17 protein-coding genes are annotated in these 18,721 nt (G+C 71.1%); 9 read left to right on the top strand and 8 right to left on the bottom strand.

What is annotated here, in order from left to right:
* The first annotated feature begins 179 nt into the window (after positions 1–179).
* Positions 180–1,307 carry a helix-turn-helix domain-containing protein gene (locus OF819_RS13820; protein WP_267243784.1) on the top strand — a complete coding sequence of 376 codons (1,128 nt, stop codon included), beginning with the start codon at positions 180–182 and terminating at the stop codon, positions 1,305–1,307.
* 65 nt (positions 1,308–1,372) lie between these two features.
* On the opposite strand, the gene OF819_RS13815 is transcribed toward OF819_RS13820, so the two are convergent.
* From OF819_RS13815 to OF819_RS13795, 5 genes are all read right to left on the bottom strand, one after another.
* The gene (locus OF819_RS13815; RefSeq protein ID WP_267243783.1) at positions 1,373–2,968 is read right to left on the bottom strand and encodes an FAD-dependent monooxygenase; all 1,596 of its coding nucleotides are present in this window, start codon (positions 2,966–2,968) and stop codon (positions 1,373–1,375) included.
* A 188-nt stretch (positions 2,969–3,156) separates the two neighbouring features.
* Positions 3,157–4,035 carry an amino acid ABC transporter permease gene (locus OF819_RS13810; protein WP_267243782.1) on the bottom strand — a complete coding sequence of 293 codons (879 nt, stop codon included), beginning with the start codon at positions 4,033–4,035 and terminating at the stop codon, positions 3,157–3,159.
* Complete coding sequence (locus OF819_RS13805; RefSeq protein ID WP_267243781.1) at positions 4,032–4,706, bottom strand: amino acid ABC transporter permease; 675 nt, start codon at positions 4,704–4,706, stop codon at positions 4,032–4,034. Before OF819_RS13805 ends, OF819_RS13810 begins: the two co-directional genes overlap by 4 nt.
* Before the next feature lie 77 nt (positions 4,707–4,783).
* The gene (locus OF819_RS13800) at positions 4,784–5,611 is read right to left on the bottom strand and encodes a glutamate ABC transporter substrate-binding protein (RefSeq protein WP_267243780.1); all 828 of its coding nucleotides are present in this window, start codon (positions 5,609–5,611) and stop codon (positions 4,784–4,786) included.
* A gap of 88 nt (positions 5,612–5,699) precedes the next feature.
* Positions 5,700–6,494, bottom strand: coding sequence for an amino acid ABC transporter ATP-binding protein (locus tag OF819_RS13795; RefSeq protein ID WP_267243779.1), 795 nt, complete (start codon positions 6,492–6,494; stop codon positions 5,700–5,702).
* 340 nt (positions 6,495–6,834) lie between these two features.
* On the opposite strand from OF819_RS13795, the gene OF819_RS13790 reads away from it, so the two are divergent.
* Positions 6,835–7,557, top strand: a complete 723-nt coding sequence (locus tag OF819_RS13790) for a response regulator transcription factor (RefSeq protein WP_267243778.1) — start codon at positions 6,835–6,837, stop codon at positions 7,555–7,557.
* A 19-nt stretch (positions 7,558–7,576) separates the two neighbouring features.
* Positions 7,577–9,055 (top strand): sensor histidine kinase, encoded by a 1,479-nt coding sequence (locus tag OF819_RS13785; protein ID WP_267243777.1) that lies wholly within the window; start codon positions 7,577–7,579, stop codon positions 9,053–9,055.
* A gap of 15 nt (positions 9,056–9,070) precedes the next feature.
* Here OF819_RS13785 and OF819_RS13780 read toward each other — a convergent pair whose 3' ends face one another.
* Positions 9,071–10,114: a TAXI family TRAP transporter solute-binding subunit gene (locus tag OF819_RS13780; protein ID WP_267243776.1), complete on the bottom strand. Its 1,044-nt coding sequence runs from the start codon at positions 10,112–10,114 to the stop codon at positions 9,071–9,073.
* A 97-nt stretch (positions 10,115–10,211) separates the two neighbouring features.
* Here OF819_RS13780 and miaB point away from each other — a divergent pair, with 97 nt between their 5' ends.
* Entirely contained in the window at positions 10,212–11,702 is a 1,491-nt protein-coding gene (miaB, locus tag OF819_RS13775) for a tRNA (N6-isopentenyl adenosine(37)-C2)-methylthiotransferase MiaB (RefSeq protein WP_267243775.1), read from the top strand.
* A 10-nt stretch (positions 11,703–11,712) separates the two neighbouring features.
* A complete protein-coding gene (locus OF819_RS13770) occupies positions 11,713–12,426 on the top strand; it encodes a class III extradiol dioxygenase subunit B-like domain-containing protein (protein WP_267243774.1) in 714 nt (237 codons plus the stop codon).
* A 149-nt stretch (positions 12,427–12,575) separates the two neighbouring features.
* Here OF819_RS13770 and OF819_RS13765 read toward each other — a convergent pair whose 3' ends face one another.
* Together OF819_RS13765 and OF819_RS13760 are read right to left on the bottom strand one after the other, a co-directional pair.
* Positions 12,576–12,836 carry an antitoxin gene (locus tag OF819_RS13765; protein ID WP_267243773.1) on the bottom strand — a complete coding sequence of 87 codons (261 nt, stop codon included), beginning with the start codon at positions 12,834–12,836 and terminating at the stop codon, positions 12,576–12,578.
* Positions 12,837–12,858: 22 nt separating this feature from the next.
* A complete protein-coding gene (locus OF819_RS13760) occupies positions 12,859–13,305 on the bottom strand; it encodes a hypothetical protein (protein WP_267243772.1) in 447 nt (148 codons plus the stop codon).
* A gap of 181 nt (positions 13,306–13,486) precedes the next feature.
* Here OF819_RS13760 and miaA point away from each other — a divergent pair, with 181 nt between their 5' ends.
* The 4 genes from miaA (at position 13,487) to OF819_RS13740 (ending at position 18,633) form a co-directional block, all read left to right on the top strand.
* Positions 13,487–14,425 (top strand): tRNA (adenosine(37)-N6)-dimethylallyltransferase MiaA, encoded by a 939-nt coding sequence (gene miaA, locus OF819_RS13755; protein WP_267243771.1) that lies wholly within the window; start codon positions 13,487–13,489, stop codon positions 14,423–14,425.
* A gap of 266 nt (positions 14,426–14,691) precedes the next feature.
* Positions 14,692–15,108, top strand: coding sequence for a hypothetical protein (locus tag OF819_RS13750; protein WP_267243817.1), 417 nt, complete (start codon positions 14,692–14,694; stop codon positions 15,106–15,108).
* 147 nt (positions 15,109–15,255) lie between these two features.
* Complete coding sequence (gene dapF / locus OF819_RS13745; protein WP_416370530.1) at positions 15,256–16,143, top strand: diaminopimelate epimerase; 888 nt, start codon at positions 15,256–15,258, stop codon at positions 16,141–16,143.
* Between the two features lie 177 nt (positions 16,144–16,320).
* The gene (locus OF819_RS13740; protein WP_267243769.1) at positions 16,321–18,633 is read left to right on the top strand and encodes a RelA/SpoT family protein; all 2,313 of its coding nucleotides are present in this window, start codon (positions 16,321–16,323) and stop codon (positions 18,631–18,633) included.
* Positions 18,634–18,721: the final 88 nt, after the last annotated feature.

The raw sequence follows: 18,721 nt of genomic DNA, 5'->3' as shown, positions 1-18,721 counted from the left end.
AGCACACGGATAGGGTCAGTCATGTCGACCTGCTCTCTCAGGTTGGCCATGCCCCGGGGCCCTGCCAGGCCGCCGGGGTCCTTGTGTCCCCGTCATCCTTGCCGCTGGGCGTGCGCAAAGGGAGTTGACAGCCGTTGACGGCTACTCTGGAGACGACGGTCAACACCAGGGGGCACACGATGACCGCCGATTTCGGGATCCGGCTCCGCGCACTGCTCGCAGACAGGGGAATGAGCCTGCGCGGCGCTGCCCGTGCTCTGAGATACGACGTCGCCTATCTGTCCCGCGTCGTCAACGGCCGTCAGCACCCCTCAGCGCAGTTGGCCGCCGGGCTCGACAAACTACTGCAAGCGGAAGGGGAATTGGCGGCACTCGCCGAGCGCATGACGCCGCCCGCCCGCCCAGACGGCAAGCCCCCCGGCCCGGCCTCAGACATCGCGCGCATGCAGGAAAGCGCTGCGTACCTGCTCGTACACGCCGACCGGTACGGCGGAGACACAGCTGCTCCCGCCGCCGTCCAGGTCTGGCGATCCGCGCAGAGCAAACTCGACTCTGGAGCGATTCCGGACAGGGCTCAGCGACGCTATCTGTCGGCCGTCTCCGAGGCCGCCCAAGTCGCCGGATGGCTCCTCTTCGACGCTGGTGACTGGGATGCCGCCCGCCGGGCATTTCTCGAAGCACACATGCTCGCCAGGCATGCCGGCGACCGGCCCAGGCAGTGGTTCGCCCTCGATATGCTCGCCATGCTCGACACAGAACTCAGCCGACCGGGCGGGACGCGGCGCATCGCAGAGGAGCTGTTGTCTGAGCGCCGTATCCCACCGCGCGTAGCGCTCTTGGCGCGCATGAGACGTGGCAGGGCCCAGGCCCAAGCAGGAGACCGCACCCGCGCGCTGGCGGATCTTGACGCGGCGCACGGTGGGCTGGAGGAGTCCCTGCATCCCCGTGACCCCGAGTGGACATGGTGGGTCAACCATTGCGAGGTCACAGGCCACGCCGGACACGCGCTGCTGAGTCTTGGAAACCCCGAAGCGGCGGTCCGCAAGCTCCGATCCGTTCTTCCGCAGGCCACACCTCGGGGGGTCATGCTCTACCGCATCGGACTCCTGCGCGGCTACGCGACAGCCAAGGCGTGGGCCGACGCCGAGGAAGAGCTACAGAAGATCACAACGCTCCTCGGCCAGATCAGCTCAGGCAGGAACCGACACCTGCTGCGAGAAGCCCTGAAAACTGCCGACGCGGCCTCCGGGGCCCCTGCCCGACTGCGGGCCTTGTGCGGAGAAACAGCTGCCAGCCTTGCGGCCTGAGCCAGGTTGCGGGGTGGGAGGTCCCCCACCTGCTCGGGGCGCAGAGGGAGGCGCCCCACACCCCGTCAGGTGACGTCCGCCGTGCGGTCCGTACGCGCCGCGGCAGGCGCGCCGCCGCGCACGGCGTCGGCCGCGGCGTACAGCTCCGCAGGCCGCACACCGGCAAACGCGGCGGCCAGATGGCCGTCCGGCCGCACCAGGAGCACCGTGTGCGCCGACGCACCGGGATAGCTCTCCGTCACCAGCAGCTCCGCCCGCATCGGCAGCGCCGCCACCGCCGCCGCCAGCCGTGGCATCACGCCCGCGGAGACCCAGTGCCGCCGGTCCCAGACACCCGTGCCCGGAGCGACGAGCACCACCAGCAGCCGGCCGTGCCCCAGCCGGTCCCACAGGCGGGCGGTGCTGCCGTCGGGTGCGGTGACCCGTACGTCGTCCACCGGAGCACCCGTCTCCGTGCCGACGGCCGTCTGGGAAGAGGCGTACTCGGGCGCGAGAGGGGAGTGCGTATGGACGGACGGCGCACCGAGCGGCCCCCGCCCCAGATGCGCCTCGCCCAGCAGGGAGTCATGCGCCCGCGCCGCGCCCGGCACACGGCCCCGCAGCCCCCCGCCGCCCCGCAGTACCGTCAGCCACTGGTCGGCGGCTCGCAGCCGGGCCGCCACCGCGGCCCGCCGCTCCGCCTGGTAGCTGTCGAGCAGCGTCTCCGAGGTGCCGTGGTGGCGGCACTGCGCCAGCTTCCATGCGAGGTTGTCGGCGTCCCGCAGCCCCTCGTCCAGGCCGTGGGCGCCGACCGCCCCCAGCAGATGCGCCGCGTCCCCCGCGAGGAACGCCCGCCCCACCCGCCAGCGCCGTGCGAGCCGGTGGTGCAGGGTGTGCACTCCGGTGTCGAGAAGGTCGTACGGCGGGGTCTCGCCGCACCAGCCCGCCAGGGTGTCCCTCACCCGCGCCACCAGCGCGTCGGGGGTGACCAGTTCCCCGCGCGGCGGCAGCAGCCAGTCCAGCCGCCAGACCCCGTCCGGAAGGGGCCGGGCCGTGATCTCCTCGCCGCCCGAGCGCCATGGCGGCCGGCGGTGCAGCAACGCTTCGCCTGGCCACGGCAGTTCGGTGCGCAGCGCGGCCACGGCATGCCGTTCCACCGCGGTCCGGCCGGGGAAGCGGATGCCGAGGAGCTTGCGCACGGTGGAGCGCGCCCCGTCGCAGCCCACGACATGGCTGCCGCGCCACCACGCGTCCTGCGACCCGCGGGTGTGCACGGTGACGCCCGCGTCGTCCTGTTCCAGCGAGTCCAGTCGGCTTTCGGGGACCAGACGGATCAGCTGATGGGACGCGGCCGCGCCGCGCAGCCCCCGTGTCAGGGCGTGCTGAGGGATATGCAGCGGGGCCGGGGTGACCCCGTCCCCGAGGGGCACGCTGCGCACCGTCTGGCCGCGCCGCAGCAGCCGCCACCCGGCCCAGCGGCCCCCCTCGTCACGGAGTGTCGTACAACCGAGGCGTTCCACCAGCGCGGCCATGTCCGGGCGCAGCACCGCCGTACGGGCGGGGCGCGGCTCGTCCACGGGCGGGCCCTCGTCGAGCACGACGGACGGCACCGCCTGGCGGGCGAGCGCAAGGGAGAGGGTGAGTCCGACGGGACCGGCCCCGACGATGATCACCGGGTCCACGGCGCGGCTCCCGGGGCCCGGAGGTTCATACGGGGAGGTACGGAGGGAGCCCGGTGCTTGATCACAGAACGTATGCAACCCACTGCCGGTGTCCGCGTCAAGTGACGGGGCTTCAGCCACCGCGGGCGGCACACGGGGAGGGGCGGTGACGCCGTCGCCACCGCCCCTTGCCGCTCTCTGTCAGCCCGTCAGGCGGCTCCGCCGCCCCCGGCGTCCACCGTCTTGATGTCGACGACCGCGCCGCTGCCCTTCTTCGCCCGCCGGACCCGGCCCTCCAGCCAGCTCGCAAAGCTGGTCAGCGCGAAGTTGACGACGACGTACAAACCGGCGATCACGGTGAGCGCGGCGATGGTGTTCGCGCCGTAGTTCGCCGGGATGTTGCGGGTCTGCGTCATCAGTTCCGCGAGGCCGAGGAGGGCGCCGCCGAGCGCCGTGTCCTTGACGATCACGACCAGCTGGCTGACCAGCGCCGGCAGCATCGCCGTCACGGCCTGCGGCAGCAGCACATGGGTCATGGTCTGGCCCTTGCGCATGCCGATGGCCTTCGCCGCGTCGGTCTGGCCGCGAGGCAGGGAGAGGATGCCCGCGCGCACGATCTCGGCGATGACCGAGGCGTTGTACAGGACCAGGCCGGTCACCACCGCGTACAGCGGCCGGATGTCCGACGAGAGCGTCGTGAACTGCACGAACAGCGCGCTGGCGAACACCATCATCAGCAGCACCGGGATGGCCCGGAAGAACTCGACCACGGCCCCGACAGGCACCCGGATCCAGGCGTGGTCGGAGAGCCGGGCGATGCCGAGCAGCGCGCCCAGCGGCAGTGCGATCACCAGGGCTAGAGCGGCCGCCTTCGCGGTCTCCCACAGACCGGGCAGCAGATAGGTGGTCCACACCCGGGAGTCCGTGATGAACGGGCTCCACTTGTCCGCCGCCAGCTGGTCCTTGTCGGCCATCTTCGCCAGGACCCACCAGGCGGCGAGGGCGAAGACCACACAGAACACGGCTGTGTAGACGTAGTTGCGCACCTTGGCCCTGGGGCCGGGGGAGTCATACAGAACGGAGGTCATCGCTTCACCGCCACACGCTTGGCCACCCAGCCGAGCAGCAGGCCGGTGGGGAGAGTCAGAACGACGAAGCCGAAGGCGAAGACGCCGAAGACGGTGAAGAGCGCCTGGGCCTCGTTCTCGACCATTTCCTTCATCAGGAGTGCGGCCTCGCCGACACCGATCGCCGCGGCCACGGTGGTGTTCTTCGTCAGAGCGATCAGCACGTTCGCCAGCGGGGTGACGGCCGAGCGGAACGCCTGGGGCAGCACGATCAGCCTCAGCACCTGGGTGAAGCTCAGTCCCAGGGCGCGGGCCGCCTCCGCCTGTCCGACCGGCACCGTGTTGATGCCGGAGCGCAGCGCCTCACAGACGAAGGTGCCGGTGTAGGCGGTGAGGCCCAGGACGGCGAGGCGGAACCCGATGTCCTTGAAGTTGTCGGCGCCGAGGTTGATGCCCAGTGTCTGGCTGAGCCCGAGCGAACAGCCGATGATGATGATCGTCAGCGGAGTGTTGCGGACGACATTGACATAGCCGGTTCCGAAGGTCCGCATCAGCGGCACCGGGCTGACCCGCATGCCGGCCAGCAGTGTTCCCCATATCAGGGAACCTATCGCCGAGTAGAGGGTGAGCTGGACCGTCACCCAGAAGGCGCCGAGCAGGTCGTACTGCCCGGAATCAAGAAAGTCGAACACGTTGCCCCGCGCTCTCCCGTGGTCGGATCGTGGCGCGCGCCGCCGACCAATGCGGTCGGCGGCGCGTCACCGCTGCCTCAGCTGGCCTCGGTGATCTCCGGGGCGGGCTCGTTCTTGTAGTTGGCCGGGCCGAAGTTCGCCTTCACGAACTTGTCCCAGGACTTGTCGGACTTCATCTTCTCCAGCGCCTTGTTGATCTTGCTCTGGAGGTCCTTGTCGCCCTTCTTGAGCCCGATGCCGTAGTGCTCGTCGCTCATCTTCAGGCCGGCGAGCTTGAACTTGCCCTGGTGCTGCTGCTGCGCGGCGAAGCCGGCCAGGATGGAGTCATCGGTGGTCAGGGCGTCGACCGCGCCGTTCTCCAGGCCGGTCAGGCACTCCGAGTACCCGCCGAGCTGCTGCAGATCGGCATCGGGGGCCAGCTTGTTCTTGACGTTCTGCGCCGAGGTGGAGCCGGTCACCGAGCACAGCTTCTTGGTGTTGAGGTCCTCGACCTTGGTGATGGAGGAGTCATCGGCGCGGACCAGCAGGTCCTGGTGGGCCAGCAGATACGGGCCTGCGAAGTCCACCTCCTGCTTGCGCTTGTCGGTGATCGAGTAGGTGGCGACCACGAACTTCACATCGCCGTTCTTGATCAGGTTCTCGCGCTCGGCGCTGGGCGCCTGCTTCCAGACGATGTCCGAGGCCTCGTAACCCAGCTCCTTGGCGACATATGTGGCGACGTCGACGTCAAAGCCGGTGTACTTGCCGTCCGGCGTCTTCAGGCCCAGGCCGGGCTGGTCGAACTTGATGCCAATGGTGATCTTGTCACCGTCGCTGCCCGAGCCCTCGCCGGAGCCGCAGGCCGTGGCGGCCAGGGAGAGGGTCAGAACGGCGGCGACGGCCGCGCTTGCCTTGTGGAGCTTCATGGGTGAACTTCCCTCGGATAGATCGATCGATGGTGAGCTGGTCCTGTCGAACTGCAATCAGCGCCCGCCGCTGAGGCCGGCACCGCGATCAGTGGTGAAGGATCTTCGACAGGAAGTCCTTGGCCCGGTCGCTGCGCGGGTTGTTGAAGAACTCGTCGGGGGTCGCCTCCTCGACGATCCTGCCGTCCGCCATGAACACCACGCGATTGGCGGCGGAGCGGGCGAAGCCCATCTCATGGGTGACGACCACCATCGTCATCCCGTCCCGCGCCAGCTGCTGCATGACCTCAAGGACCTCGTTGATCATCTCGGGGTCCAGGGCGGAGGTCGGCTCGTCGAAGAGCATGACCTTGGGGTCCATCGCCAGCGCCCGCGCGATGGCGACGCGTTGCTGCTGACCGCCGGAGAGCTGCGCCGGGTACTTGTCCGCCTGGGAGCCCACCCCCACGCGGTCAAGCAGGGCGCGGGCCTTCTCCTCGGCCGCCTTCTTGTCCGTCTTGCGGACCTTGAGCTGCCCCAGCGTCACATTCTCCAGCACTGTCTTGTGTGCGAAGAGATTGAACGACTGGAACACCATTCCGACGTCGGCGCGCAGCCGGGCCAGCTCCCTGCCCTCCTGGGGCAGCGCCTTCCCGTCGATCGTGATCGCGCCGGAGTCGATGGTCTCCAGGCGGTTGATCGTGCGGCACAGCGTGGACTTCCCGGACCCCGACGGTCCGATCACGACCACGACCTCGCCGCGGGCGATCGTCAGGTCGATGTCCTGGAGCACATGCAACGCGCCGAAGTGCTTGTTGACACAGCTCAGCACGACCAGGTCGCCCGACGCGGGAACGGCGTCCCCGGCGTCCCCGGCGTCCTTGGTCACTGACACTCCGCTCATCGGCTTCTTGCTCCGTCCTCCTCGGTTGAGGGGACAGTAATCACCGGGTCCGACCAGCGTCAGTACATCTGAGCGGAAATTGAGCATAACGATCCGGCCGCAACCGGACACTATGTGTGAACGGGGCCGGGTTCGGAGTACCGGGTGCATAACGGAAACCGCCCAGTAACGGGAAGCCCCTTGACTGCATGGCGGGCATCGGACTTGATGCCCTGGGTGCCTCACGTTCGGATGCCGGACGAGCGGACGAACCGCGCACGCACCACAGCACCGGATGACCATGAACCGCGCACTGGGTGAAGATGACGACCGCGCGAACGGAAGGGGGAGAGGGGGAGTCATGAGACTGCTGCTCGTGGAGGACGACGACCATGTCGCCGCCGCTCTCTCCGCCGTGCTCGCACGCCATGGCTTCGAAGTGGTGCACGCGCGCAACGGCGAGGAGGCGCTGCACTCGCTCCTGCCCGCGAAGAACGAAGGCAGGCCCCCCTTCGGGGTCATCCTGCTGGACCTGGGCCTGCCCGACCAGGACGGCTACCAGGTCTGCGGAAAGATCAGAAAGCTCACCTCCACCCCCGTGATCATGGTCACCGCGCGCTCGGATGTGCGCTCGCGGATACACGGACTGAACATCGGCGCGGACGACTATGTCGTCAAGCCCTATGACACGGGAGAACTGCTGGCCCGCATCCACGCCGTCAGCCGGCGCACCACGGGGGGAGACGACGCCGTCCCGGGCTCCGAGGAGGATGCGCTGCGGCTCGGCGCCGTCACCGTCGAACTCCCGACGCGGCGCGTCAGCGTCGACGGCGAGACGGTGCAGCTCACCCGCAAGGAATTCGATCTGCTGGCGCTGCTCGCCCAGCGGCCCGGTGTCGTCTTCCGCCGGGAGCAGATCATCAGCGAGGTGTGGCGGACGAGTTGGGAGGGGACCGGACGCACGCTGGAGGTGCATGTCGCCTCGCTGCGCTCCAAACTCCGGATGCCGTCCCTGATCGAGACCGTGCGCGGCATCGGCTACCGCCTCGTCGTACCGGCGTCCGGCGTCGCGTCCGGCGACTGACCAGGGCCCGCAGACCCCCGTGCGCACCCGACTTCTCCCGCTGCTCATCGTCCTCATGGCGGGCGTGCTGCTGGCGCTCGGCTTTCCGCTCGCCGTCAGCCTCGCCGCAGCACAGCAGCAGCAGGTCGTCGTCGACCGGATCGACGACACCGTGCGATTCGCGGCCCTGGCGCAGTTCGTCACCGAGGGGCCCGTCCTCGACGAACGGCGCTCCACCCTTCAGGCGCAGCTCGACCGCTACCACGACACCTACGACATCAATGCGGGCGTCTTCTACTACAACGACTCCACGATGGCCCGCGCCCCGCAGGACTGGTGGGTGCCCGAAACCGGTGACAGCCGGGAAGCCTTCCAGGAGGCGCTGTCCGGGCGGCGCAGCTCGGACCCGCCGCAGGTCTGGCCCTGGCAGACCGACGCCCGGCTCGTCGTCGCCTCGCCCGTGGTGCGGGACGGCGATGTGGTCGCCGTCGTCTTCACCGACTCGCCCACCGATCAACTGCGCTCTCGGGTGCTGCGCGGCTGGCTGCTGATCGTCGCCGGCGAGGCCGCGGCGATGCTGCTCGCCGTGGGCGCGGCCTTTCGGCTCACGGGCTGGGTGCTGCGGCCCGTACGCATCCTTGACGCGGCCACCCACGACATAGCGACGGGCCGGATGAAGTCGCGCGTCGCGGCGGCGAGCGGTCCCCCGGAGCTGCGCAGGCTCGCCCGCTCGTTCAACGAGATGGCCGACAACGTGGAAGAAGTCCTCGAACAGCAGCGGGCCTTCGTCGCCGACGCCTCCCACCAGCTGCGCAACCCCCTGGCCGCGCTGCTGCTGCGTATCGAGCTGCTCGCGCTCGAACTGCCCGCGGGCAATGAGGAGATCGCCTCGGTGCGCACGGAGGGCAAGCGGCTGGCGCAAGTGCTCGACGACCTCCTCGATCTGGCGCTGGCCGAGCACGCCGGTGCGGACCTGCAGCTGGTCGACGTGGGCGAGCTGGCCGCCGAGCGGGTCGCGGCCTGGCGTCCCCTCGCCGACGAGCGAGGCGTCCGGCTGAGCGACCGGACGGCCCCCGTCACCGCATGGGCCGACCCCGTCGCGCTCTCCAGCGCCCTGGACGCAGTGATCGACAATGCGCTGAAGTTCACCCCGCGGGGAGAAGACGTCACCGTCTCCGCCGCCGCGCACGGCGAGGTGTCGCGGATCGACGTCATCGACCGCGGCCCCGGCCTGACCGACGAGGAACTGGCCCGTATCGGCGACCGCTTCTGGCGCAGCGGCCGGCACCAGAACGTCAAGGGCTCGGGGCTGGGCCTGTCCATCTCGCGCGCCCTGCTCTCAGCGGGCGGCGGCTCGATCTCCTACACCCACCAGGAGCCGCACGGCCTGAGGGTGACGGTCACCGTCCCGCGTACGGCCCCGGACGACACCGCCGCAGTGACGAAGCGGGGAACTGCGGGGCAAGGCCCTGCTCGCACCGGGGGCGGACGTACGCCTCAAGGCCTGAGCGAGCGGTAGTCCTCAGGGCTTGCCTCAGGGCTTGACCGAGCGGTAGTAGTGCCGGGCGCCCCGGTGCAGCGGCAGCGGGTCCGTATAGACGGCGGTGCGCAGATCCACGCGCTGGGCCGGGTGGACCGACTGGCCTATGCTGTCCCGGCTGTTGATCACTGTGCGGGTGACTCCCTCGGCCATCTCCGGGTCCATCCGGTCCGTCGTCACCAGCAGATTCGCCACCGCGACCGTCGGCACGGCCTGGCCGTCCTGCACATGGAAGTACGCATTCGGCTGTATCACGGCCGAGCGGTAGTAGCTCGTGGGGTCGCCAGCCGCGTGCAGCCGCTCCACCAGCTCCTCCTCCAGCGGCACCAGCCGGATCGAGAACCGCTCCGACAGCTGCTGCACCGTGGCCGTGGGCAGCCCGCCCGACCAGAAGAACGCGTCTATCTCGCCGCGCTCCAGCCGGCCCGGCAGTGTGTCCAGACCCTCCGGAACGGGTGTGATGTCCTTCTCTGGGTCCAGGTCCGCCGCCTTCAGCAGCCGGTCGGCGATGATCCGCACACCCGAGCCGTCATGCCCCACGCCGACCCGCTTGCCCCGCAGATCCCCCGCCGACTTCACATCCGACGCCATGGGCACGATCAGCTGCACATAGTCGTCGTAGAGCCGGGCGCAGCCGCGCAGCTCCGCCGCGCCGGGCAGCCCGTCCCGCTTGTACTTGGCGACGGCGTCGGCCGTGGCGATGGTGAAGTCCGCCTCGCCGGATGTCACCCGAGCCAGATTCTGCTGTGAGCCCTCGCTGGTCCGCAGCTCTATGTCCACATCCGGCAGATCACGGTCGAGGGCGCCTTTGAGCAGCGCCCCGTACCGCTGGTAGACGCCCTTGCTCACCCCTGTGCTGAAGACGAGAGAACCGCTCGGCGACGACGCCCCGATCGGCAGCAGCCACCACAGCAGCAGCCCGGACACCGCCAGCCCGGCCACCGCGCCGGTCAGCGCACGGCGGCGGCTCAGGCGGCGGAACACCGGGAGAGCGGTGAATGCAGTGAACGCCGAAAGCGCTCGGGACGCCGAGAACATGCCGCGATCCTGCCAGCTCACTCGCTGTAGTTGCCAGGCCCTGGCTTGGAGAAGCCAGAAGCGGAAGGCGACTGTCACCCCGTACCCTGGTGGCGCGATGAGTGCCAAAACATACGAGGTGCGCACCTACGGGTGCCAGATGAACGTCCACGACTCCGAGCGGCTCTCCGGCCTGCTGGAGGACGCCGGCTATGTGCGCGCGCCCGAAGGCGCGGAGGGCGAGGCCGACGTCGTCGTCTTCAACACCTGCGCCGTGCGGGAGAACGCCGACAACAAGCTGTACGGCAACCTCGGCCGGCTCGCGCCGGTGAAGTCCAGGCGGCCCGGCATGCAGATCGCCGTCGGCGGCTGCCTGGCGCAGAAGGACCGTGACACCATCGTCAAGAAGGCGCCGTGGGTCGACGTCGTCTTCGGCACCCACAACATCGGCAAGCTGCCGGTGCTGCTGGAGCGCGCCCGCGTCCAGGAGGAGGCGCAGGTCGAGATCGCCGAGTCGCTGGAGGCGTTCCCGTCCACGCTGCCGACCCGCCGGGAGTCCGCATACGCCGCGTGGGTCTCGATCTCCGTCGGCTGCAACAACACCTGCACCTTCTGCATCGTGCCCGCGCTGCGCGGCAAGGAGAAGGACCGCCGCCCCGGCGACATCCTCGCCGAGATCGAGGCCCTGGTCGCCGAGGGCGTCTCCGAGATCACCCTGCTCGGCCAGAACGTCAACGCGTACGGCTCCGACATCGGCGACCGCGAGGCGTTCAGCAAGCTGCTGCGCGCCTGTGGAAAGATCGAGGGCCTTGAGCGGGTCCGCTTCACCTCGCCACATCCCCGCGACTTCACCGACGACGTGATCGCCGCGATGGCAGAGACGCCGAACGTCATGCCGCAGCTGCACATGCCGCTCCAGTCCGGCTCGGACGCCGTCCTGAAGGCGATGCGCCGCTCCTACCGGCAGGAGCGCTTCCTGACCATCATCCGGAAGGTCCGCGAGGCCATCCCGCACGCGGCGATCTCCACCGACATCATCGTGGGCTTCCCCGGCGAGACCGAGGAGGACTTCGAACAGACCCTCCACACGGTGCGCGAGGCGCGCTTCGCCAACGCCTTCACCTTCCAGTACTCCAAGCGGCCCGGCACGCCCGCGGCCGAGATGGACGGCCAGATCCCCAAGGAGGTCGTGCAGGAGCGCTATATGCGGCTGGTCGCCCTTCAGGAGGAGATCTCCTGGGAGGAGAACAAGAAGCAGGTCGGCCGCACCCTCGAGGTCATGGTCGCGGAGGGCGAGGGCCGCAAGGACGACGCCACCCGGCGGCTCTCCGGCCGCGCTCAGGACAACCGCCTCGTCCACTTCGCCAAGCCCGAGGAGGAGGTGCGCCCCGGCGACGTGGTGACCGTGGAGGTCAGCTACGCCGCGCCGCACCATCTGCTGGCCGAGGGCCCGGTGCAGGCGGTGCGCCGCACGCGCGCGGGCGACGCCTGGGAGAAGCGGAACGCGGCGGAAGCGGCCAAGCCGGCCGGGGTGATGCTGGGCCTGCCCTCCGTCGGCGTCCCCGCCCCGCTGCCGCAGGCGACGAGCGGCTGCTCCGTACGCGGCTAGGCTGCCGATCATGCTCGTAGCCGCCGCTGTCTGCCCCTGTCCTCCCCTGCTCGTGCCCGAGGTCGCCGCAGGGGCCGCCCCCGAGCTGGACGCCGCCCGGACCGCGTGCGCCGACGCCCTGGGTGTGCTCGCCGCGGCCAGACCCGATCGCCTCGTGGCAGTCGGTCCGGCGGCCCCCGGGCAGGCGGGGGACCATCCCGAGGGGGCCCGGGGCTCTTTCCGGGGCTTCGGGGTGGATCTGTCCGTCACCCTCGGGCGGGCGGGCGGCGCAGTGCCCGAGCGGCCGCTGCCGCCCTCGCTCGCCGTGGGCGCCTGGCTGCTGGACAGGGTGCGCTGGGCGGACACTCCGCTGGAGGGCGTCGCCGTCGAGGAGAGTCTCGCCGCGGACCGCTGTGCGGCCCTGGGCCGGGAGCTCTCCGCCCGCGCCGGTCGGGTGGCGCTGCTCGTGCTGGGAGACGGCGCCGCGTGCCGCACCCTCAAGGCGCCCGGCTATCTGGACGAGCGCGCCGCCGGCTTCGACGCGGAGGTCTCCCGGGCCCTGGCCGGCGCCGACATCCGAGCGCTGACGGCGCTGGACGCGTCGCTGGCGCGGGAGCTCCAGGCGGCAGGGCGCGCCCCGTGGCAGGTGCTCGCGGGCGCGGCCGAGGGGGCGCGGCTGTCCGGGCAGCTCCTCTACGACGACGCCCCTTACGGCGTCGGCTACTTCGTCGCCGCCTGGTCCTAGCGCGGCTCGGCCCTCCGGCCGGAACGCCTGCGGCCGGAACGCCTCCTGTCGGAACGCCTGCGCGCAGCAGCCTTGGTGCAGAGCGCCTCCGCGGCGCAGAACGGCGGACGGCCGCGGAACGCGTGTTCCGCGGCCGTCCGCCGTAACCGTCAGGCAGCCGGCGGCGCAGTGCCGTCGTCCTTGTGGCCGCCCTTGTGGCCGTCCTTGTGAGAGAGGCGGCCCAGGGCGTCCTTGGCCTTCCCGGCGCCGGTCTCGATCTTGCTGCTGTACTTGTGCTTGGTCTTTTCGTCGACCGCCTTCGCGGCCTTGTCCAGACCGTGCTCGATCCTGCCCCCGTGCTGGTGCGCGAGGTCAGAGACCTTCTCTCTGGCCGGGGCAAGCCGGGCCTTCAGCGTATCCAGGAGCCCCATGGGTCACCATCCTCATCACGGACTACTTACGGGCACCCTCTCCGGCTTCGTTGTCCGCCGCCTCCTCGGCCGACTGCTGCTTGGGAATCTCCACGCCGTCGACGGCGGGACTCTCGGCCTCCTCGGCGGCCGCCGCTTCGGCTTCCGTCCCGGTCTTGGCGTCCGGCGACGCCTCTGCCGCGTCAGACGCCTCCGTGGCCTTCGCCGCCGTCGACTCGGCAGCCTCGGCCGGCTCAACAGACTCCACAGAGTCGGCCTTGTCGGCCCTGTCGGTCTTGTCGGTCGATTCAGCGGCCGCGGCCGGCTCCGCCGAGCCGGCGGCGGACCCGGACCCGGCGGACTCGGGGGATTCCGCCGTGGATTCCGCCGGGGGCTCGGCCGTCACCGTACCGGCAGCCGCCTCCTCGGCCGTGGGCTCAGCAGCCTCCTTGGTGCTCGGCTTACTGCGAAACCGTGAAAAAATGCCCATACCTACTCCATAGCCTACTCGTGTGGGCGAAGTTCCGGGCTGCCCCGGAGCGTCCCATTGCGCCGCCCGCGGGCGTCGGTCGAAAACCGGCGTGCGGAACCTCGCAACAGGCAACGAACCCACCCTCGTGCCGTCACCTCGCTCGTTCGGGGACGGCCGGGGAGTTTGCGAGACTGGGACGGTGAGAAGTGCAGTTCCCGCACCGCGGGTCATCGCCGTCGTCGGCCCCACCGCGGCCGGAAAGTCCGATCTGGGGGTATTCCTCGCGCAGCAGCTGAACGGGGAGGTCGTCAACGCCGACTCCATGCAGCTGTACCGGGGGATGGACATCGGCACCGCCAAGCTGACGGACGAGGAGCGCGGCGGCGTCCCGCACCGGCTTCTCGACATCTGGGACGTCACGGTGACGGCCAGCGTCGCCGAGTACCAGAGACTGGCCCGCGCGGAGATCGACCGGCTCCTCGCCGAAGGCCGTACGCCGGTTCTCGTCGGCGGCTCCGGGCTGTACGTACGCGGGGCGATCGACGCCCTGGAGTTCCCCGGCACCGACCCCGGGGTCCGCGACCGGCTTGAGGAGGAGCTCGCCGCACGGGGCTCCGGAGCGCTGCACACCCGGCTCGCCGCCGCCGACCCCGCGGCGGCCAGGGCCATCCTGCCCAGCAACGGCCGCCGCATCGTGCGGGCCCTTGAGGTCATCGAGATCACCGGCCGGCCCTTCACCGCCAACCTCCCCGGCCATGACGCCGTCTACGACACCGTCCAGATAGGCGTCGGCGTCGCCCGTCCCGAGCTGGACGAACGCATCGCCCGCCGCGTGGACCGGATGTGGGAGGCGGGGCTCGTCGACGAGGTGCGCGCCCTGGAGGCGCAGGGGCTGCGCGACGGGCGTACGGCATCGCGCGCCCTCGGGTACCAGCAGGTGCTCGCCGCGCTCGCGGGGGAGTGCACTGACCAGGAGGCGCGCGCGGAGACGGTGCGCGCCACGAAGCGCTTCGCGCGCCGACAGGACTCCTGGTTCCGCCGCGACCCCCGCGTCCACTGGCTGAGCGGGGCCGCCGAAACCCGGAAGGAACTTCCGCACCAGGCGCTGACGTTGGTCGAACGAGCGATTACAGCCTGATCACGTGATGGCATCGGGACGCGCTGCCCGTCAGTTCGGCACCCGTAAGCGTGCCATCATCGAGCATCGATCGACCAGTGGAGTCCGAGTTGGGAGGGCGCGTGGCGATGGAGGCCGGCCCTCGCGACACCGAGCAGCAGCGCCGCGACGCGGCGACCCGCGCCGGTGACACGGACCGCGCGGACCGTGCGCTGGACGTCCACGGAGTGGACCGCGGAGCAGATCACGACGTGGACGGCCTCGATGGCCTTGACGGTCTCGACGGCATGGACCGCACGGGCGGCGAGGCGGACGCCGGGCCGCGGCTCAGCCCGGACGGACCCGACGAGCAGGAACTGATCGCCGACGAGGTCGAGGTGGAGCTGCGGCCCCAACGGCGGCTGCGGATCTGGCAGCTCGCCCCGATCGTGATGCTCGCCGCGCTCGGCTCGCTGATGTTCGCCTTCCCCCTCGCCTTCGGCAGCGGGGACGGAGGCGCGGTCGTCGCCATGCTCGGCCTGCTGATCAGCTGCTGCGCGGCCGGATGGGGCGTGATGGCGGCGCGCAAGGTCGGCCACACCTGGCCCGGCCTGCCGGCCCGCGGCTCCGGCGAGCGCCCCGACTGGCGCGTCCTCGCCCTGTACGTGTGCGTGGCCGCGGCCCTCGTCGCCCTGGCCGTCTGGCGCGTCGCCCGCCTTCGCTGAAGCGCCCCGGAGGTCCGTCCCCCGCCGGGCCCCCGAGGGTCCGCTCCGCGGCCCCGGATCCGGGCGGCCCCCGCGCCCGCCGGCGCTCCCGTACAGCCCCGTACAGCCCCGTACCGGCCGTGCTGCTCCGCCGCGCCGCCCCGTACGATGGTCCGCGTGACTGCCCCGCACTCCGCGCCCCTCGCCTTCCTCAAGGGCCATGGCACCGAGAACGACTTCGTGATCGTTCCCGACCCGGCCAATGAGATCGGTCTGCCTGCCTCCGTCGTCGCCCGGATCTGCGACCGGCGCGCCGGGGTCGGCGGCGACGGCCTGCTGCACGTCGTGAGGTCCGAGGCCCACCCCGAGGCGCGGGCGATGGCCGGCGAGGCCGAGTGGTTCATGGACTACCGCAACGCCGACGGCTCGATCGCCGAGATGTGCGGCAACGGCGTACGGGTCTTCGCCCGTTATCTCCAGCGCGCGGGCCATGCCGAGGCCGGGGAGCTCGCCGTCGCCACCCGGGGCGGCGTCAAGCGGGTCCACCTCGCCAAGAACGGCGACGTCACGGTCTCCATGGGCCGTGCCCGGCTGCCCGAGGAAGGCGTCACGGTCACCGTCGGCGGCCACCGCTGGCCCGCCCGCAATGTGAACATGGGCAATCCGCACGCGGTCGCCTTCGTCGACGACCTCGACCAGGCGGGCGATCTGTTCACCGCCCCCGCGTACACCCCGTCCTCCGTCTACCCGGACGGCGTCAATGTCGAGTTCGTCGCCGACCGCGGCGAACGGCATGTGGCCATGCGCGTCCATGAGCGCGGCTCCGGCGAGACCCGCTCCTGCGGCACGGGCGCGTGCGCCGTCGCCGTCGCCGCCGCCCGTCGCGACGGCCTCGACCCCGCCCTCACCGGCGCCCCCGTCACCTACACCGTGGACCTCCCCGGCGGCCGTCTGGTGATCACCGAGCTGCCGGACGGCGAGATCGAGATGACCGGCCCCGCGGTGATCGTCGCCGAGGGCAGTCTCGACCTCGCGCTCCTGGCCCCGCCGCATTAGCACCCCGGCCCGCCGCATTCCAAACCGAGATCGCATAGACCTTCGCTCGAATGGGTGATCCGGTTCATGCTCGGCGAGAGCCGGACTGCGCCACGTGGTGGGCTCGATAGCATCAAGCACCGGTCCGGAGGGGCACACCGCCTCCCATCGCCGGTCGATCGCTGCCGGAGGTGCCCCATGAGCGCAGAGGCCGCCAACCCTGGCGCCCACAGCCGCAGGCGCGGCCGTCCCCGCATCGACCTCCGCAGACTGGGCCGGGCCGCCGTGCTCGGCCCCGCCGCGCGGGACCGGCTGCCCGACGCCATCGGGCATGTCGCGGAAGCCCACCGCGCCCACCACCCGGACGCCGATCTCTCCGTCCTGCGCAAGGCGTATGTCCTCGCCGAGTCCTCGCACCGCGGACAGTTCCGCAAGAGCGGCGAGCCGTACATCACCCATCCGCTCGCCGTCACACTGATCCTCGCCGAACTGGGCGCGGAGACCACCACCCTGACCGCCTCGCTCCTCCATGACACCGTCGAGGACACCGATGTGACGCTCGACCAGGTGCGCGACGAGTTCGGCGCGGAGGTCAGCTATCTCGTCGACGGCGTCACCAAGCTGGAGAAGGTCGACTACGGGGCGGCCGCGGAGCCCGAGACCTTCCGCAAGATGCTCGTCGCCACCGGCAATGACGTCCGCGTGATGTCGATCAAGCTGGCCGACCGGCTGCACAATATGCGCACCCTCGGGGTGATGCGCCCCGAGAAGCAGGCCAGGATCGCCCGAGTCACCCGCGATGTGCTGATCCCGCTGGCGGAACGGCTCGGCGTCCAGGCACTCAAGACCGAACTGGAAGACCTGGTCTTCGCGATCCTCCACCCGCGGGAGTACGAGCACACCCGCGCCCTCATCGCCGACAACGCCACCGCCGGGGACGCCCTCGAAGCCACCGCCGAGGAGTTCAGAACCGTCCTCAAAGACGCCGGAATCGCCGCCGAAGTCCTCGTACGGCCGCGGCACTTCGTCTCCGTGCACCGTGTCCGCCTCAAACGGGGCGAGCTGCGCGGCACCGACTTCGGCAGGCTGCTGGTGCTCGTCTCCGACGACGCCGACTGCTATGCCGTCCTCGGTGAGCTGCACACCTGTTTCACCCCGGTCATCTCGGAGTTCAAGGACTTCATCGCGGCGCCCAAGTTCAACCTCTACCAGTCGCTGCACACCGCCGTCGCCCGCCCCGACGGCGCGGTCGCCGAAGTCCTCATCCGCACCCAGCGGATGCACACGGTCGCCGAGGCCGGCGTCGTGGCCCTCGGAAACCCCTACGCGCCAGGCGAGACGACAGGGGAGCCCGCGGCCGACGGCGAGCGCGCCGACCCCACCCGCCCTGGCTGGCTCTCCCGCCTCCTCGCCTGGCAGCGGGCCACCCCCGACCCGGACGCTTTCTGGACCTCCCTGCGCGCCGACCTCGCGCAGAACCGGGAGATCACCGTCTTCCGCGCGGACGGCGGCGCCCTCGGCCTGCCGGCCGGGGCCACCTGCGTGGACGCGGCGTACGCGCAGTACGGCACACAGGCCCACGCCTGCATCGGCGCCCGCGTCAACGGCCGGCTCGCCACCCTCAGCACCGTCCTGCGCGACGGCGACACCGTCCATGTGCTGCTCGCGCAGGACGCCGCCGCTTCCGGCCCCTCGCCCGAGTGGCTCGACCACGCCCGCACTCCGGCCGCGCGCATCGCCATCAGCAGCTGGCTCGACGCACACCCCGAAGGCGCGAAGATCCCCGCTGCCACGCCCCGCCGGCCGGCCCCCCTGACCGCCGGCCGGCCGGCAGCCGCGAACGCGGTCGTCGAGCTGCTCGACGACCGCTGTGGCGCCGATCCCCGTGGCGCCGATCCCCGTGGCGCCGATCCCCGTGGCGCCGATCCCCGTGGCGCCGATCCCCGTGGCGCCGATCCCCGTGGCGCCGACTCCCGTGGCACCGAGCCTCGGCACGCCGACTCCCGGCACGCCGAACCCCGCGACGCCGACTCCCGTGACGCCGACTCCCAGAACCACGGGCTCCGAAGCCCCGAAGGCCGCACCCACGCGTGCGTGCGGCTCGCCGGCTGCTGTACGCCCGTCCCGCCCGACGCCGTCACCGGCTTCGCGGTACGCGGCGGAGTCGTCACGGTCCACCGCGAGGAGTGCCCCGCCGTCGCCCGGATGACGGCCCTCGGCCGCGCCCGCCTCCCCGTACGCTGGAAAGACGCCACCGAGTGCCGTGTGACGCTCGTCGCCGAGTCGTTCGGACGGCCCCGGCTGCTGGCCGACCTCACCGAGGTCATCGCCGCCGAAGGCGCGGCGATCGTCTCCGCCACCGTCGAACCGCCCGCCCAGCAGCGCGTCCGGCACACCTACACCCTGCAACTCCCCGACGCGGCGGGCCTTCCCGCACTGATGCGCGCCATGCGCGACGTACCCGGCGTCTACGACGTCAGCCGCGCCCGGCACCCGGCGGCGACCGGCTGACACGGCGGCCCCGTCCCCCGTGCGGGCCGACCGGGTTCGGACGGCCGACCCCGTTCGGGTGGTGTGACGCGTGCCGCGTCCGGCCGGG

Source organism: Streptomyces sp. PR69, from assembly GCF_026420845.1.
GTDB lineage: Bacteria > Actinomycetota > Actinomycetes > Streptomycetales > Streptomycetaceae > Streptomyces.
This window is presented reverse-complemented; position numbering and strand designations above follow the sequence as displayed.